Below are 16,297 nucleotides of genomic sequence, written 5' to 3'. Positions count from 1 at the left end.
GCAACTTTTACAATCAATTATTTTTTTTAAAAATTCGCTACTTTTGTGTGTAACATATACATCTCCCCCTTATACCAAACGACCTGCTTTAGCGTATTCATATATATTCAATAAAGACGCTTTCAATACTCAAGAAATGGAAGTAAAAAATTTAAATCATAAATCAGATTTTATATTAATTAGAATATTATTCTTTCCTATACTTATATTTTTTGTAATATTAGATATTTTATCAAGTTATTTAATATTGTTTTTCTTAAATGGTAAAAACTTAAAAACTTACACAATATATCAAACTAAAACCAAGCTAGTTTCATTGCCTTTTATTGATGATTTATCGGTTTATTTTTTATACACAGAGTTTAGACAAAAGTATTCTGCAATGAGTAAAGGTGGCTATGAAATGGAAGCAAAAGAAGAAGCACAATCGCTAGGTGAAAAATATATAGTAAAACAACAAAAGAAAATTGAAAAGATTTTAAGTGAAAAGTCTTCAAATACAATTAAATAATTTTAATTTTTATATAAATTACCTTTAAAATATAATGTATTATAAAATAAATTCTAATTCAAATCACAAGAATTTGAATTAGATATTTTTGTTAATCAAGAGAATTGATATCGCTTATTTCGTGATGGATATATCTTTCATCGTTTTCTAAGGTATCAACGCTTTTAAACATTCTTTCCCAGCGGATATTATAATCATCATCCCAGCTTAGATAAACAAACCAAGGCTTACCTTCAATATATTTATAATCTACACTTCCCCAAAAGCGGCTATCGTTTGAATGGTCACGATTATCACCCATCATAAAGTATTCATTGCTAGGCACCTTATAATAATACGCTTTAATATCACTTCTTAATTCACTAACATAAATTGGCTTCATTGCAAACTCACCCTTAGCCATAAAGTATTCTATGACCTTATCAAAATCCACTCTTTCATCATAATGAATACCCTTTTTAGTATAAGGCTCTTTTATGTATAATTTGCCTTGTAAAATCACTTGTTTATTAGCAGGATAATTTGCTCTCATATATTCATCTCCTTCGTGCATTCTTACATAAAGGGTCTTATTTGCAAATATTATCTCATCATCTCCTAAAGCAACGCAGCGTTTAACATAATGTAGCTTTGTATTATGCGGATACAAAAACACCACTATATCATCTCTTTTAGGCTTAGCATAGCTTAATAAATGCCCATCGCCTTTAAAATCAGGCAACACAGGAACTTCTAGGAATGGAATTCTAGGAGTTGGTATCCCGTAGGCGAATTTTTTTACAAATAAATGGTCTCCTACCAAAAGTGTGTTTTTCATAGAGCCACTTGGTATTGTAAAAGCTTGAGCTACGAAAAATATAAAAACAAGAACAAATACAATAGTCCCTGTCCATGAATTCCAAAAATCAACTAATTTTTGCCATTTTGTTTTATTTTCTTGCATTTTCTTCCTTTTTTAATCTTGCTTCATATGTGTTTTGCATTAGTGCATAAATAGTCATAGGTCCTACTCCGCCAGGAACTGGAGTAATCATACTAGCTTTATTACTTGTCTTAAGATAATCTCCTGATAGTTTTTTGCCATCAATTTCTTTGCAAATCCCAACATCAATTAAAATAGCTCCATTTTTTATAAAATCATCATTTATTAGATGAATTACACCTGTAGCACTTATTAAAATATCAGCGTTTAAAGTATGCTCTTTTAAATCTTTTGTATATTTGTGGCATACGCTAACACTTGCACCTTCATTAATCATCATAGCAGCAAGTGGGCGACCTACTATGATACTATCGTTTATTATGCAAATATTTTTGCCTTTTACACCGATACCATAATGCTTCATCAAAATATCAATTCCAAGCGGGGTGCAAGCATAAAAATGTGGTTTTAAATTCGCTAAGACTAAACCTAAATTAAGTGGAGTAAAACCATCTACATCTTTAATAGGATTTATAGCGTTTATGATATTGTCTTTATTAATATGATTTGGTAAAGGTAGTTGCACTAAGATAGCATCTATACTATCATCATCATTTAAATCTCTTATGATTTTTAATAATTCTTCTTCGCTAATACTACTATCTAGCTTATAATCTTTACTAATTATTCCTAATTCATTACAAGCTTTTAATTTACTTCTTACATAAACCCCACTAGCATAATCATCTCCTACTAAAATTACAGCTAAGCAAGGTTTGGTTTTTAGCTCATTAATTTTGAGTTTTAATTGTGCGTATAATTCTTTGCTTAATTTTTTTCCATCTAGTATCAATTTGTAACCTTTATAAAAATAAAGATTGTATTATAACCCTTAAAAACAACGGATTATAAAATGAAATCAAAATTAATATTATTAGTTTTTAGCGTATTTGTTTATGCTAATAGTGATTTTTTAAGCAAAGATGAATATCAATTAAGCTTGTATCAAAACCCAAGGGGAATTGGTTGTGATAAATGTCACGGGCTTGATGGAAGTGAGCAAATATTTGCTACTTATAAAGAAAATGGAAAAACCATTCAAGTAATAATCCCTAGTATTAAAAATATTAGTTATGAGAATTTTTATAAAGCCTTAGTTAGTAAAACAAGTTCAAAAAATATAATGCCAAATTATTATTTAACAAATGAAGAAATAAAAAATTTATACTTATATATCAAGAAAAAAGGAGAAAAAAATGACAAATAAAGAAGCTTTCGCACAAGCACAAACATTAATAGCAGGTGGGGTTAATTCTCCTGTAAGAGCGTTTAAAAGTGTAGGTAGTGAGCCTGTATTTATAAAAAAGGGAGATGGCGCTTATATAATTGATATTGAAGATAAAAAATACCTTGATTTAGTTCAAAGCTATGGACCTTGCATTTTAGGACACGCTGATATAAATGTAACAAACGCTATTATTAATGCAGCAAAAGATGGCACAAGTTATGGTGCTCCTACATTAGCTGAAAGCAAATTAGCACAAAAAGTTATATCATTGTATCCTGCAATAGAGCAAATTAGATTTGTAAATAGTGGCACAGAAGCTACTATGAGTGCAATTCGCTTAGCAAGAGCTTATTCTAATCGTGATGGGCTTATAAAATTTGATGGTTGTTATCACGGACACGCTGATATGCTTTTAGTAAATGCAGGAAGTGGTTTAGCTACTTTTAATACTCCAAGCTCAAGTGGAGTTAGTAAAAACGCTGTAAAAGATACTTATACAGCTAAATACAATGATATAGAAAGCGTAAAAGAGCAAATTGCTATAGCAAAGAGTAATGGTAGTGAAATAGGTGTGATTATTATTGAACCAATTGCAGGAAATATGGGTTTTGTCCCTGCTAAAAAAGAGTTTTTAGAAGACCTTAGAAAGCTTTGTGATGAATTAAAAATCGTTTTGATTTTTGATGAAGTTATGAGTGGTTTTAGAGCTGCTTTAGGTGGGGCTTTAGAGATTTATAAAGTTGTGCCTGATATGGTTTGTTTTGGCAAGGTTATTGGTGGGGGACTTCCTGTTGGAGCTTACGCTGCAAAAAAAGAAATTATGCAACTTCTAAGCCCACTAGGCGGAGTATATCAAGCAGGAACGCTAAGTGGAAATCCACTTGCAATGGCAGCAGGTATTGCAAATCTTGAGCAATTAAACGATGATATTTATAAAAAATGTGACAAATGGGCAAAAAATGCAATTAATGCTATGTTAGATGAGAGTAAAAGTGCAGGAGTGCCTTTTGTAGCTAAAAATATAGGTTCAATGTTAGGATTTTTCTTTAATGAAAAATACCCATTAAATTACGATGACGCTAAGACAAGTGATACAGCTAAGTTTTCAAGATTTCATAAAATTATGCTAGAAAATGGAGTAAATCTTGCACCATCAACCTATGAAACTGCATTTATTTGCTCTAAGTTTGAAGATAAAGAATTTGAAATATTTATAAATGCGTTCAAAAAGGCTATTCGTGCATAACGAAGAAAATAAAAGAGCTAAAAAAGTAAAAAGTGTAATAGACGCTGCAAATCATCTAAGCTTAGGCATTAGCATTGTAGTTGCAGTGCTAATTGGCGTTGGTTTAGGAATTTTACTCGCTAAGATTTATAAGCCTTTATTTTTCGTAGGACTTGCGTTTGGAATAGCAGCTGCAATTTCAAATGTATATAAGGCTTATAAATTATTATTAAAAATCAACGAAGATGATAAGAAATAAAGTCTTTTTAACCTTAAATCAAGGTTAAAAAGGCCAAATAGTTTCAACTGCTTTTGTTCCCCAAGGTTTTTTAGTAGCTTTATCAATTTCGCCTTGAGTTGAATAAAGTATTTTAGCGTCTGCTATGTATTTACTCTCAATTGTGTTTTGACCTGTTATATCATAAGGTCTAATTACTCCAGAGATTTGAACGATTTGTTTTTCTCCGTTTATTAATAATTGTCTTTTTCCTTCAATAAAATAATTTCCATTAGCCAATACCTTTATTACTCTAGCACTAATTGTTGTTTGAAATTTTTCATTTCTACTAGCTTGACCGCTACCACTAAAATCTGAATTATTTTTTGTTTGAAAGCCAATATCTGCTGATTTATTAAGACTTGATAATAATCCTGCAAAAACTCCGGAATTTAAATTAGCATTAGAAGATTTATTCGTGCTTTTACTAGCTTTGCTACTTTGGCTAGTATCTTCTTTAATAATTATCGTAACTATATCATTTACATTCATAGCTTTATTATCGCTAAAAAGTGGATTAGAGCCTTTTCCAAAAAGTGAGCCTGGACTTCCTAAATTATTATCAGCCTTAGGTTCAATTTGCTCTACATATGTTGGAGCTTTCATATCCATTTGCGGATCAGCCAAACCACAACCCGAAATTAACAAAGGGAAAACAAAATATTTTATGTAATTTTTTTTCATATTTTCTTCCTTATTTATTAATATTTTAGGCATATACTCTAGCGAAAATTAATCAATGAAGGAGTAGCAATGAATGCGATTTACTTTCAAAAACAAAGCAGGGAAAGTTTAGATAATCTTGCTATAAAATTATCAAAAAAATATTCAAATATTGTTGTTTTCCAAGCACTTGCTTGTGAAGACGGGGTGTGTGGTTTAAATAAATTATCAAAAGAGCATAATATAAAAACTGAATACTTATACGATAGTGCAACAGGCGTTAAAGAGTATTTGAAAAATGAAAATACTTTTTATAAAAATATAATCATTAAAGTTAATGAATTAAAAGCTAAATATGATTTTGTATTAGTTGCTAGTTTTGGAGTTTTTGGTGGTCTTGATACTTTTTGGATAAATCTAAAACTAAGTAAAGAGCTTAATTTAAATTATGTAATTGATAATGATTTAACCAAATTTGAGTTTGCTAAAATTCATCATAAATACGCAAGTTTATATAATGAAAATACAAGCTTAGATGAGTTATTAAATCTTAAAAAACCTGATTATATAAGTCCAATGGCATTTGAAGTTATGCTAGAGAGCAAGGCTAAAGAAAATATTAAAACCATAGTTTTACCAGAAGGAAATGACGAGCGTATTTTAAAGGCTGCTAGTATTTTATTAGAAGGTAAAGCTGTTAAATTAATTATCTTAGGAAACAATAAAGAAATAGCACAAAAAGCTAGTGATTTAGGTATAGATTTAGATGATGTTAAGACTTATAATCCAGGTAATTCATCATTAGATGATGAATGTGCAAATGCACTTTATGAAGCTAGAAAATCAAAGGGAATGAGCCTTGAGCAAGCAAAAGAACTTATAAAAGATAGAAATTATTTTGGAACTTTATTAGTTCATTTAGGCTACGCTGATGCTATGGTTAGCGGGGCTGCATGTTCAACTGCTGATACAATTCGCCCAGCTCTTCAAATAGTTAAAACTAAACCAGGTGTTAAGAGTGTAAGTGGTGGATTTTTTATGTGCTTAAGTGATAAGGTTTGGTATTTTGCTGATTGTGCAGTAAATCCTAATCCAACTCCTGAAAATCTAGCCGAAATTGCAAGTGTTAGTGCAGCTACTTATAAGGCTTTTGGTTTTGAGCCAAGAGTTGCAATGCTATCTTATTCAACTGCAAATAGCGGTAGTGGAGTAAGCGTTGATTTAGTAAAACAAGCGTGCGAATTAGCAAAAGCTTATGAGGGATTAAATTATGATGGTCCTATACAATTTGACGCAGCAGTAGATATTGCAACAGCAAGTAAAAAAATGCCTGATAGCAAAGTAGCAGGAAAGGCAAATGTATTTGTATTCCCTGATTTAAATGCAGGAAATATAGCTTATAAAGCAGTGCAAAGAAGTGCAGGGGCTATTGCGGTTGGTCCTGTTTTGCAAGGTTTAAACAAACCTATTAATGATTTAAGTAGGGGTTGTTTGGTTGAAGATATTGTAAATACATGCTTAATTAGTGCAATTCAAGCACAATAAATTATAAAAAAGGAAAAATTATGAAAAAAATATTAGTTTTAAATGCAGGTTCAAGCTCACTGAAATTCCAATTATTTTTTAATGAAGATAGTGTTGCGAGTGGTTTGGTTGAGCAAATTGGAGAAAGCAATTCAAGAGCAAAAATTAAATTTGATGGCAAAGAATTAGAGCATTTAGGTGGCATAAATAATCACGAAGATGGCTTAAAAGTAGTTCGTGATTTATTTGCTAAAAGCGGACTTTTAACTGATTTTAATGAATTAGCAGCAGTAGGTCATCGTGTAGTGCATGGTGGAGATAAATTTATTAAAGCAACATTAGTTGATGATAAATGTTTAAAAGCTTTAGATGAATTAGTAAAATTAGCACCTTTACATAATCCTGCAAATATTTCAGGAATTAAAACAATTATAAATCTTGCTCCAAGTGTTAAAAATATAGCAGTATTTGATACAGCATTTCATCAAACAATGCCAGAAATCGCATATCGCTATGCAATAGCTAATAAATATTATGAAGAAGATGGCGTTAGAAGATACGGCTTTCACGGAACATCTCATGAATTTGTAACTCGTGAAGCGGAAAAATTCTTAGGTATTAAAAACATAGATGCAATTACAGCTCACTTGGGAAATGGTGCAAGTATTAGTGCTATTAAAGATGGTAAATGCGTTGATACTTCAATGGGTCTTACTCCACTTGAAGGATTAATGATGGGAACTAGATGTGGGGATATTGATGCTGGAGCTTTATTTTATTTAGCATATAACAAAGGTTTAAGCATTGCTGAACTTGATAAAATTTGCAATAAACAAAGTGGTTTATTAGGAATTTGTGGTGCAAATGATATGCGTGAAATTGAAGAAAAAATGCAAAATGGTGATAAGAAAGCAAAATTAGCATTTGATATGTTTTGCTATAGAATTGCAAAATACATAGGCTCATACCTTGCAGTAACTCCTGCTAAGGCTCTAATTTTTACAGCAGGTATTGGTGAAAATGATGATTTAATGAGAGCTGCGGTTTGTAAGCAACTTGCACATCTTGGCTTTAGCATTGATGAAGAAAAAAATGCTAAGCGTGAAAAAGTAGCTAGAAATATAGCAAAAGCTGATTCAAAATACCCAATTTTAGTTATTCCAACTAACGAAGAATTATCAATAGTAAAACAAACAATGGAACTTATTTAATCCTATTGATTTAAATTCTTGTAAAACTATAAATAATTAAACATTATTTGTAGTTTTACTGCCATTATATCTTCTTAATTGTATTTTATTTTATATGTTGGGATCGCATAACCACACCCATCTATATAATATTCTCTCTCTTCTTTTTCCTTAGTATATGAGTTATATAACATTACTTGCATTTCATCTCCATCTATAAATTGAAATGAATTTTTATCAAAAAATCTTTTTTCAAAAAATACTAGATTATTGTTAAATTCATTAACTTCTTTTAATTCTAAACTATCTAAAGTTTTAAGAGATTTAACTTCATCAATGCTATTATAATTTTGCACTTCATATATTTTTGCATTACTTAATTTAAAATAATTTACAATTGCTCTTTTATATTTTTCTTCTTTTTCTAAATTACATTTATATCCGCTTTTAGAATAATCATATTTATAATTTGTATACTCATTTTTAAAATCCCAAAATAATAAATAGCTTTCTACTTCTAATTGCCTTTCAAGAGAGCAAAGCTCTTCTTTAGTTTTAAGAAATTTATCATAAGTTGAACTAAAGTATTTACTATAGATATCGTATGAATACTGAACAAGCATTAAAAAAGCGAAAATAGCAATGATAAAAAACGCTAAACTCAAACCAACAAATAAAGATTTTTTTTATTAATTCTTTAATAAAAGAAAACATTTAACACCTCATATTTTTAATATAATCTTGTATTCTAATTTAAATCCTTTAAGGAATTTAAATTAGATTAATTATTTTTTATTGATTATATTTTTTATGATTGTTTCTAATTTATCATTATTAAATTGTTTTTCAAAGGTAATATTTATACCTTTAAAAAGACTTTCTGCGTTAGTAATTTTCGCATTTTCATCACTTCTTAGATTGATTTTGCTATCTACGCCTTTACTTTCAAGCACAAAATAATGGATATTTTCTTTATCATCTTTTAATACATAAGCAAAATCAGGCGAATAGCTAAATCCACCCACTACAGGGATTTTTAATGAGTTTTTAGGTATTTTCATAAAGACTTGTATGCTTTTTATATCTTCTTTTATTATTTCTTGCTCAATTTTACTATCATAAAAAATCTGCTCGTATAAAAAGGTATTATTTGCTAATTCATCTCCACCTAAAACACCTATATCACTAGCATTTATTTCATTTAATATTTCACCTTTTTCATTAGTGATTTTGGTAGGATGAATGTGGTGTGAAAACTCTTCGTAAGATATGCTAAAAAGCTTACTAGAATTACTTAAAAGATAAAAATTAAATTCCTTACAAATAGCATTCAAGCTAGGCTCATTTAAATAATCATTTATGTTAAATAAACCATCTTTCATTAACTCATAAAAGGCTTTATGTAAAGTGTTTAGATTAAGACCTAATTTCGTGCTAAGTCCTAGCAAAAACTCTCCATAATTTAGAGTTTTTATATTTATTTTATTATTTAGAATATCTTTTTGGCTTTTTAATTGATTATTATTTACGCTTAATTGTGTAATTTTTATATAACTTGAATTATCTTTTGCTTTAAATTCTTTTAAAAACTCTTTAAAATTAGCTAAAAACACATTTTCAATGGCATCGTATTTTAAAAATACTTTTTTGTTTATTTCTTCCCATAAAGCCTTGATTTGTGGATATAAATTAGTTTTGATTTTTACTTTATTTTCTAATTCATTAGAGTTTTTAATCTTGCCTTTTTTAATGTTATTTTTGCTAAATGCTTTTGGATATTTTGCTTTTAAAATATCTACATTTATTATCTTACTTCGCTTGTTTATAGCACCGCATTCTAAAAGCTCATCATAAATCAAATCTTCATCTAAATCATATTCACTTAAAATTATTTTATAAATTTTCTCATCTAATAAATCATCTATTTTTATATCAAAACACTCATCACTTATCTCAATTTCATTTATAAGTTTTTGAGTAAAATCACTCTCACTAGCATCTACGAAATAATTTAAATAATATTCTTTATTAGTAATTCTATTGCCGTATTCATCAACAGGAAGCCTAAGCCCACGCCCAACTTCTTGAAGCTTACTTATCTCACTTCCGCTACTTCTAAGTTTGCAAATATTAAATACATTTGGATTATCCCAACCTTCTTTAAGCGTCCATTTTGAAAATATAAATCTTCTAGTATTATTAAGACTAAGTAGGCTCATTTTATCGTGCAAAATCTCATTTATTTCTTGCTCTATTTTATCATCTTTATCGCTATTATCTTTTGAAAAATAACCGCCGTGAGTAAGGCTAATATCGTTTAAAGATTTTTGTAAATATTCTTTATAAAATCCTGTGCTAAGCTTTAATTCTTCTTCTAGTTTGCTTTTTAATGCCTTTTCAAAATATTCTTTTAGCCTTGCGTTTTCTCCACGATAAGAATTTATATCATCTATAAAAAATAAGCTTAAAGGCTTTAATTTTATCTTTTGATTTAAAAACTCTCGCTCTAACTTAAAATGCTCATCTAAACAAGCATTTATCATTTGCTTAGCTAAATCATCATTAAAGCTAAAAGGATTAAATTTGTTATCTTTAATTAGCTCTACGCCATTTGATAAAAGCACTTTTTGCTTGCTTAAGTCTTGCACGAAAATATCTAAAAAATCATAAAAACAAGCGAAATTTTGCCCCTTGCTAAGTCTAAACTCACGCTTTTTATCATCACAAAAAATAGCTTCATTATCTACTATATCTTGAAGTTTAATATAAGCTTTATTTCCTATTTCAAATTCTTGCACGAAAGTTTTTACACCTTTAACCAAATTATCATTAAAGGCCTTAAGTGGGGTTAGGTTATAAAGTAGGTTTGAGTTTTCTTTAAAAGTCGCTCCATATCTTAATATAAATTGTGGTTTTAGTTTTAAAACATTTTCCCAAGTTTTACTAGCTTTATCAAATTTATGTGGCTCATCAATGATTAAAATACTTTTAGTATCTGCTAATGCGGGAAATATGCTAAAAAATCTATCAAAAAGATTGCTTTCAAATTCTTTTTTAAAAGTATCTGAATTAAGCATTCCTGCATTTATTAAAAGCACTCTTATAGAAGCTTTATCATCGTGATTGCAAAAATCTTTTATGCTTTGTGGCATTTGCTCTTTTTTACTTGATTTTTCGCTTTTTACTTCGTAAAAACTTAAGCTTTTTTTAAACTCATCTATAAAATGTTGGCGTGATAGCTCAAAAAAACTTTTAGTCCCTGATTTAATAGCTAAAGTTGGCACAAGCACTATAAAGCTATCATATCCATAAGTTTCATTTAGCATAAACATAGTTTTTGTGTAAGTGTAGGTTTTACCTGTGCCTGTTTGCATACAAATATCATAAGTGTTATCATTTATAAAGTTTTGGTTTTTTATACCATTAAACTCTTGAATTTCTTTAACATTTGCCTTTATATCATTACTTGAAAATATTTTTAAAACACTTTGAATAGCTATATTTTGATATTCTAAATCATTAGTATAATTAAAGCTACCCATCTTAAAATCTCACTTGTAATTTAATGCCTAATTTAATTAAAGCTTCTTTTAAACTCTTATGTTCGCTACTTGTAAAACTGGCATTGTATAAAATAACTCTTTCGCAAATTAGCTCACTATCTTGTAATTTTTGCATTAGGGTTTTTATATTTTCGCTTTTAAAATGTGGGAAAACTAAGTAAAGCAATTTATTACAATAATAAGCCTTATAATCGTTTATATTTATTATTTTAAATTCCACATCTAAAGCTATACCATCGGCTAGTTTATAGCTAGTTAGAATTTCATTTGTTTTATCGTTATTAAATGGTGCAAAAAGATTATCGCCTAAGTTTAAATCTAGTTTTTCTATTTTTTCTAGTTCTAATTCGTCCTTTGGCACTATACTAAACTCACTAAAGTCTAAATTAGTAGCGTTTGGATAATCTTGTTTGATTTTTTTCGCAGCTCTTATTAATCTTTCTTTGGTAATTGCATAAATTGTTGGCTTGCAATTAAGCTCATTTTTTACAAAATCATAAGCAATTTTACTCTTTTTCTCATCTATTGGCTCATCAAGTTGAACTAAAATAAACTTTCTATTTCCACCATCTTCGGCATTTAATTGCATAATAGCGTGTCCTGTTGTCCCACTTCCTGCAAAAAAGTCTAGGACAATATCATCTTTATCGGTTGAAATTTGTAATATTCTTTTTAATAATTTAGTTCCTTTTGGATCGTTAAAAATACCTTTACCAAGCAAAGAAGATAATTCTTCATTATTGCTATGTGTATGCCCCACTTCATCATAACTCCACACACTACCACAAGAAATTCCTTGTCTAACTTCAGTAATATAAGTTTTTTTATCTATTCCACCTTTTGAATTAAAATACAGTTCGTTATCATAAAATAGCTGTAATAACTTATCTTTAGAATATCTAGGGTATCTACCTATCGGAGCTTGCCAAGTTATTCCATTTGGAAAAGTTATACTATATTTACCCAGCTCACTTCCACTTCTTGCATGAATTGGTGTTGGTTTCCAAGCACCTTTAGGATCATTATCTCTATTTTTATATGCAGAATTTTGTTTCTCGCTTCTTGGTAATAAATTTAATTTATTATTAATCCTATTCTTAAAATAGCAAAAAATATGTTCGTGTTGATAAGACATATCTGTATCATTAGAAGTTGTGTATTTGTTATTCCAAATAAAATCAGCTACGAAATTCTCTTCACCAAAAATCTCATCACACAAGAGCTTTAATTGAGCTGCTTCATTATCATCAATTGAGATAAATATCACTCCATCATCTTTTAAAAGCTTTCTAGCTAAAAATAGCCTTGGATACATAAAGGTAAGCCACGCTGAATGTGAGCTTGATTTTTTAGTGCTAAACTCTAGCACTCTTTTAGCTTCATCTTCACTCATTCCAGCGTTTATTAAATCATCTAGCTTATAAGCTCTAGTATCATTATAGACAAAATCCTTATTAGCGGTATTATAAGGTGGGTCTATATAAATCATTTTGATTTTTTTATAATAGCTATTTTGTAAGTGTTTTAAGACTTCTAAATTATCGCCTTTTATGAGTAGATTTTGTTTTAGATTTTCATTAAATGTGCCGTTTTGTTTAAGGTAGCTTGATGGTTTTAGATTTGCTAGATATTTTGCGTGTTTTTTGCCTAAAAAATTTAAACTATAACTCTCATTTGTAAAATCCCCCCCCCGTTAGCAGCTATTTCGCTTTGGAATTTTTCTAAATTAAATTTTCCATCTTTATCAAAACATTCAGCAAAATGTTCTTTTAATATATCTAATTTGTTTTTGCAGTCCTTATGTAAAAGCTCCATTTTCTCTCCTTTTTTTCGTGGAATTTAAAATAGGAATTTCATAAAGAAATTCCTAAAATTATTTTTTATTAAACTCTTTATATAATTTTATTAGATTTGTAGTTGAGCTATCGTGCTCGTAACTTACGTCACTTCTTAGCTCTTCAAGTATTGTTTTAGCCAAAGTTTTACCTAATTCAACGCCAAATTGGTCAAAACTATTTATCCCCCAAATCACACCTTGAACGAATATTTTATGCTCATATAATGCAATTAGGCTACCTAGATTTCTAGGGCTTATTCTTTCTAATAAAATCGTATTGCTAGGGCGATTTCCCGAAAATTCTTTATGTGGGATTAGCTTTTCTATCTCACTTTCACTTAAATTACTTTTACTAAGTTCAGCTCTTACTTCATCCTTGTTTTTGCCTTTCATAAAGGCTTCAGCTTGAGCGAATACATTGCTAATTAAAATTTCGTGGTGTTCTGGCATATCGTGTGGTTTTTCAAGACTTACTATTAAATCAATCGGACTTATATGAGTTCCTTGATGAAGTAGTTGAAAAAATGCGTGTTGAGCGTTAATTCCTGTCTCACCCCAAATGATTGGAGAAGTTTCGTAATTAATTAATTCCCCATTTTTACTAACTTGTTTTCCATTACTTTCCATATCAAGTTGTTGAATAAATCTTGGAAAATGCTTTAAATATTCATCATAAGGTGCGATTATATGTGAGCCACCACCATAAAAATTAATATACCAAATACCTATTAAAGCCAAAATTACAGGCAAGTTTTTAGAATATTCAGCCGAGCTAAAATGCGAATCCATTAAATATGCACCTTCTAGCATTTGCCAAAAATGTTCTTTTCCTAAATAAATCATAATAGGAAGACCAATTGCAGACCACAAACTATAACGCCCGCCGACCCAGTTCCAAAACTCAAACATATTATTACTATCTATTCCAAATTCTTCAACAGCTTTTTTATTAGTTGAAACTGCTACGAAATGCTTAGCTACAAAGCGTTTATTAACTGCGTGATTTAAAAACCACTCTCTAGCAGTTAAAGCATTTGTTAGGGTTTCTTGAGTTATAAATGTTTTTGACGCTATTATAAAAAGTGTAGTTTCTGGATGAACGCTATCTAATACATTTTGTAATTTTGAGCCATCTACGTTTGATACAAAGTGCATTTTTAGTCTTGGGTGTGCGTATTTTTTCAAAGCATCACAAGCCATCAATGGTCCTAAATCAGAGCCACCAATTCCTATATTTACAATATCAGTTATTACTTGATTTGTATAGCCTAGCCACTCTCCTGATCTTATTGCGTGAGAGAATTTCTCCATTTTGTTTAGCACTGCATTTACATCATCCATTATGTTTTCATTATCTACATAAATAGGTGTATTTATACGATTTCTAAGAGCAATATGTAAAGCTGCTCTATTTTCTGTGGTATTAATCTTTTTACCACTAAACATATCTTTAATGTTTTGTTCTAAATTAGCTTCTTTTGCAAGATTAATAAGATTGCTTAAAATCTCTTCATCTATTCTATTTTTAGAATAATCAACCTTAATTCCACCAACTTCTAAAAAGTATTTATTCGCTCTATTATTATCATTAGCAAATAATTCTTTCATATGAGTATCTTTTGATTTGTTGTATAAAGACCATAATTTTTCATAGCTTTTTAATTTGCTTAACATTATTTATCCTTTAAATGATTTTGCAGTGCCACACTAGCGCCGTTTATACCTGGAAATTTTGATAAAACCACAAATACAGGAATTGCTGCTAAATAACTATCAAATCTACCTTTATTCTCAAATCTTGCTCTAAATGATGAGTGTTTAAAATACTCTAATATCTTAGGAATTATTCCACCACAAATATAAACACCGCCCCTAGCACCTAGAGTTAATGCCAAATTTGAAGCAATTGTTCCTAGCATTGCACAAAATATATCAAGACTTAATCTACATAAAGCTGATTTTTCGTTTAATGCTAGTTCGCTAATTTTACTAGCGTCTAAAGTATCATTTATACCTTCTTTATGTGCTAAAGCTTCATATATTAGCTCAAGTCCCATTCCGCTAAGCAATCTTTCAGCCGATACATGCCCGAATTTGTTTTTTGCATAATGCCAAATCATTGATTCAATCTCATCAAAAGGTGCAAAGCTAACATGTCCACCTTCACCTGATAGTGCAATATAACCATTTTTACTAGGGATTAATCCACTAACTCCAAGTCCTGTGCCAGGCCCTAAAACAGCTTTTACGCAATTTTCTTCAGCTTCTCTTCCACCAATTTGAACTAATTCATCACTATTTAATTTTGTAATAGCAAGTGCTTGAGCAGTAAAATCATTTAGGATTAATAAAGTATCAAATCCTAATGCAAGTCTTGTGGTATTGATTGAAAAAGCCCAATGATTATTAGTCATTTGTATAAAATCACTTGTAACAGGATTTGCCATTGCAAAAGCAGCGTGTTTTACATTTACATTTTTATCTTTTAAATATGCTCTTACAGCATCTATTATAGTATCGTAGTCTTTGCATTGTAAGACTTCTATTTTATCTATATTTCCTGATTTAAATTCTAATGCAAATCTAGCATTAGTTCCACCAATATCTGCTAATAATCTTGGATATTCATTTTGCGTAATAGACATCTAAATTTCCTTTTGAATTAATTACATAACTTATTGGATATTTTTTATTTTTTTCTTTACAAGCTAATAAAAATACTTGATATTTCTCATCTCCACTGATATTTAAAAATATTCTTTTAGCTTTTAATATGCTTTCTAAACTAAGGCTAATTCTATCGTAATTAGGAGTTTTTACTATGTGATAAGCTTGGTTTTCATCACTTAATAATTCATCTAAATTAGAAGCCGTTGGAAAGATTGATGCAGTATGAGCATCAGCTCCCATACCTAAAATCAAAATATCAGGAGTTTGATAAATATTATTAGCGTGGTTTTTTAAAGCTTCATAATCATTAATTAATTCATCTTTAATACAAGTAATTAAATTAGCCTTACTAGCGTCATTTTGTAATAGATTTTGCTTTACTAGATTTGTATTACTATCTTCGTGGTTTGTAGGCAAAATCCTTTCATCTACTAAAAATACATTTACTTTAGTCCAGTCAAGCTTTTCTTTACTTAATTTAATAAATAAATCTTTAGGACTTTTACCACCTGATACATAAAAATTTACGCTACCTTTACTATTAATACATTCATTTAATGAAAATACTAATTCTTTATATAAAGCGATTTCGCTTATGTTTTTATCATTGAATGTAAATAATCTCAT

General features: G+C 29.3%; 16 protein-coding genes. 6 read left to right on the top strand and 10 right to left on the bottom strand.

The features are described from left to right. Positions 1 to 136 precede the first annotated feature (136 nt). Positions 137 to 511: a hypothetical protein gene (locus AVBRAN12640_RS05240; protein WP_336608660.1), complete on the top strand. Its 375-nt coding sequence runs from the start codon at positions 137 to 139 to the stop codon at positions 509 to 511. Positions 512 to 602: 91 nt separating this feature from the next. On the opposite strand, the gene lepB is transcribed toward AVBRAN12640_RS05240, so the two are convergent. Next, positions 603 to 1,454 carry a signal peptidase I gene (gene lepB / locus AVBRAN12640_RS05235; RefSeq protein WP_336608661.1) on the bottom strand — a complete coding sequence of 284 codons (852 nt, stop codon included), beginning with the start codon at positions 1,452 to 1,454 and terminating at the stop codon, positions 603 to 605. Continuing rightward, a complete protein-coding gene (locus AVBRAN12640_RS05230) occupies positions 1,441 to 2,286 on the bottom strand; it encodes a bifunctional 5,10-methylenetetrahydrofolate dehydrogenase/5,10-methenyltetrahydrofolate cyclohydrolase (protein ID WP_336608662.1) in 846 nt (281 codons plus the stop codon). The genes lepB and AVBRAN12640_RS05230 overlap by 14 nt, the downstream gene beginning before the upstream one ends. Before the next feature lie 60 nt (positions 2,287 to 2,346). On the opposite strand from AVBRAN12640_RS05230, the gene AVBRAN12640_RS05225 reads away from it, so the two are divergent. From AVBRAN12640_RS05225 to AVBRAN12640_RS05215, 3 genes are read left to right on the top strand one after another with little or no spacing between them, the layout of a single operon-like run. Further along, positions 2,347 to 2,700, top strand: coding sequence for a hypothetical protein (locus AVBRAN12640_RS05225; protein WP_214120453.1), 354 nt, complete (start codon positions 2,347 to 2,349; stop codon positions 2,698 to 2,700). Continuing rightward, the gene (hemL, locus tag AVBRAN12640_RS05220) at positions 2,690 to 3,967 is read left to right on the top strand and encodes a glutamate-1-semialdehyde 2,1-aminomutase (protein ID WP_214117917.1); all 1,278 of its coding nucleotides are present in this window, start codon (positions 2,690 to 2,692) and stop codon (positions 3,965 to 3,967) included. Before AVBRAN12640_RS05225 ends, hemL begins: the two co-directional genes overlap by 11 nt. Further along, entirely contained in the window at positions 3,960 to 4,205 is a 246-nt protein-coding gene (locus tag AVBRAN12640_RS05215; protein WP_336608663.1) for an AtpZ/AtpI family protein, read from the top strand. Before hemL ends, AVBRAN12640_RS05215 begins: the two co-directional genes overlap by 8 nt. 24 nt (positions 4,206 to 4,229) lie before the next feature. Here AVBRAN12640_RS05215 and flgH read toward each other — a convergent pair whose 3' ends face one another. Further along, positions 4,230 to 4,907: a flagellar basal body L-ring protein FlgH gene (flgH, locus tag AVBRAN12640_RS05210; protein ID WP_214117919.1), complete on the bottom strand. Its 678-nt coding sequence runs from the start codon at positions 4,905 to 4,907 to the stop codon at positions 4,230 to 4,232. A 69-nt stretch (positions 4,908 to 4,976) separates the two neighbouring features. Here flgH and pta point away from each other — a divergent pair, with 69 nt between their 5' ends. Both pta and AVBRAN12640_RS05200 read left to right on the top strand, forming a co-directional pair. Then, entirely contained in the window at positions 4,977 to 6,431 is a 1,455-nt protein-coding gene (gene pta / locus AVBRAN12640_RS05205) for a phosphate acetyltransferase (protein WP_336608664.1), read from the top strand. A gap of 20 nt (positions 6,432 to 6,451) precedes the next feature. Next, on the top strand, positions 6,452 to 7,621 hold the full coding sequence (locus AVBRAN12640_RS05200; RefSeq protein ID WP_214117921.1) for an acetate kinase: 1,170 nt from the start codon (positions 6,452 to 6,454) through the stop codon (positions 7,619 to 7,621). A gap of 74 nt (positions 7,622 to 7,695) precedes the next feature. Here the strand turns inward: AVBRAN12640_RS05200 and AVBRAN12640_RS05195 are convergent, their stop codons facing one another. From AVBRAN12640_RS05195 to pgl, 7 genes are all read right to left on the bottom strand, one after another. Next, a complete protein-coding gene (locus AVBRAN12640_RS05195) occupies positions 7,696 to 8,223 on the bottom strand; it encodes a hypothetical protein (protein WP_336608665.1) in 528 nt (175 codons plus the stop codon). 162 nt (positions 8,224 to 8,385) lie between these two features. Beyond that, positions 8,386 to 11,142: a type III restriction-modification system endonuclease gene (locus AVBRAN12640_RS05190; RefSeq protein WP_336608666.1), complete on the bottom strand. Its 2,757-nt coding sequence runs from the start codon at positions 11,140 to 11,142 to the stop codon at positions 8,386 to 8,388. A gap of 1 nt (position 11,143) precedes the next feature. Continuing rightward, positions 11,144 to 12,652, bottom strand: coding sequence for a site-specific DNA-methyltransferase (locus tag AVBRAN12640_RS05185; RefSeq protein ID WP_336612960.1), 1,509 nt, complete (start codon positions 12,650 to 12,652; stop codon positions 11,144 to 11,146). 167 nt (positions 12,653 to 12,819) lie between these two features. After that, positions 12,820 to 12,978, bottom strand: a complete 159-nt coding sequence (locus AVBRAN12640_RS05180; protein WP_336612959.1) for a hypothetical protein — start codon at positions 12,976 to 12,978, stop codon at positions 12,820 to 12,822. A gap of 58 nt (positions 12,979 to 13,036) precedes the next feature. Beyond that, on the bottom strand, positions 13,037 to 14,674 hold the full coding sequence (pgi, locus tag AVBRAN12640_RS05175; protein WP_336608668.1) for a glucose-6-phosphate isomerase: 1,638 nt from the start codon (positions 14,672 to 14,674) through the stop codon (positions 13,037 to 13,039). Continuing rightward, positions 14,674 to 15,645: a glucokinase gene (locus AVBRAN12640_RS05170; protein ID WP_336608669.1), complete on the bottom strand. Its 972-nt coding sequence runs from the start codon at positions 15,643 to 15,645 to the stop codon at positions 14,674 to 14,676. Before AVBRAN12640_RS05170 ends, pgi begins: the two co-directional genes overlap by 1 nt. After that, complete coding sequence (gene pgl, locus AVBRAN12640_RS05165) at positions 15,626 to 16,297, bottom strand: 6-phosphogluconolactonase (protein WP_214117927.1); 672 nt, start codon at positions 16,295 to 16,297, stop codon at positions 15,626 to 15,628. The genes AVBRAN12640_RS05170 and pgl overlap by 20 nt, the downstream gene beginning before the upstream one ends.

It is taken from the genome of Campylobacter sp. RM12640, assembly GCF_020137595.1.
In the GTDB taxonomy this organism is placed as follows: domain Bacteria; phylum Campylobacterota; class Campylobacteria; order Campylobacterales; family Campylobacteraceae; genus Campylobacter_E.
This window is presented reverse-complemented; position numbering and strand designations above follow the sequence as displayed.

Bases quoted from the DNA above. Each gene is read 5' to 3' on its own strand.
- AVBRAN12640_RS05240 (WP_336608660.1), top strand. From the start codon at position 137: ATGGAAGTAAAAAATTTAAATCATAAATCAGATTTTATATTAATTAGA.
- lepB (WP_336608661.1), bottom strand. From the start codon at position 1,454: ATGCAAGAAAATAAAACAAAATGGCAAAAATTAGTTGATTTTTGGAAT.
- AVBRAN12640_RS05225 (WP_214120453.1), top strand. From the start codon at position 2,347: ATGAAATCAAAATTAATATTATTAGTTTTTAGCGTATTTGTTTATGCT.
- hemL (WP_214117917.1), top strand. From the start codon at position 2,690: ATGACAAATAAAGAAGCTTTCGCACAAGCACAAACATTAATAGCAGGT.
- flgH (WP_214117919.1), bottom strand. From the start codon at position 4,907: ATGAAAAAAAATTACATAAAATATTTTGTTTTCCCTTTGTTAATTTCG.
- pta (WP_336608664.1), top strand. From the start codon at position 4,977: ATGAATGCGATTTACTTTCAAAAACAAAGCAGGGAAAGTTTAGATAAT.
- AVBRAN12640_RS05200 (WP_214117921.1), top strand. From the start codon at position 6,452: ATGAAAAAAATATTAGTTTTAAATGCAGGTTCAAGCTCACTGAAATTC.
- AVBRAN12640_RS05195 (WP_336608665.1), bottom strand. From the start codon at position 8,223: ATGCTTGTTCAGTATTCATACGATATCTATAGTAAATACTTTAGTTCA.
- AVBRAN12640_RS05190 (WP_336608666.1), bottom strand. From the start codon at position 11,142: ATGGGTAGCTTTAATTATACTAATGATTTAGAATATCAAAATATAGCT.
- AVBRAN12640_RS05185 (WP_336612960.1), bottom strand. From the start codon at position 12,652: ATGATTTATATAGACCCACCTTATAATACCGCTAATAAGGATTTTGTC.
- AVBRAN12640_RS05180 (WP_336612959.1), bottom strand. From the start codon at position 12,978: ATGGAGCTTTTACATAAGGACTGCAAAAACAAATTAGATATATTAAAA.
- pgi (WP_336608668.1), bottom strand. From the start codon at position 14,674: ATGTTAAGCAAATTAAAAAGCTATGAAAAATTATGGTCTTTATACAAC.
- AVBRAN12640_RS05170 (WP_336608669.1), bottom strand. From the start codon at position 15,645: ATGTCTATTACGCAAAATGAATATCCAAGATTATTAGCAGATATTGGT.
- pgl (WP_214117927.1), bottom strand. From the start codon at position 16,297: ATGAGATTATTTACATTCAATGATAAAAACATAAGCGAAATCGCTTTA.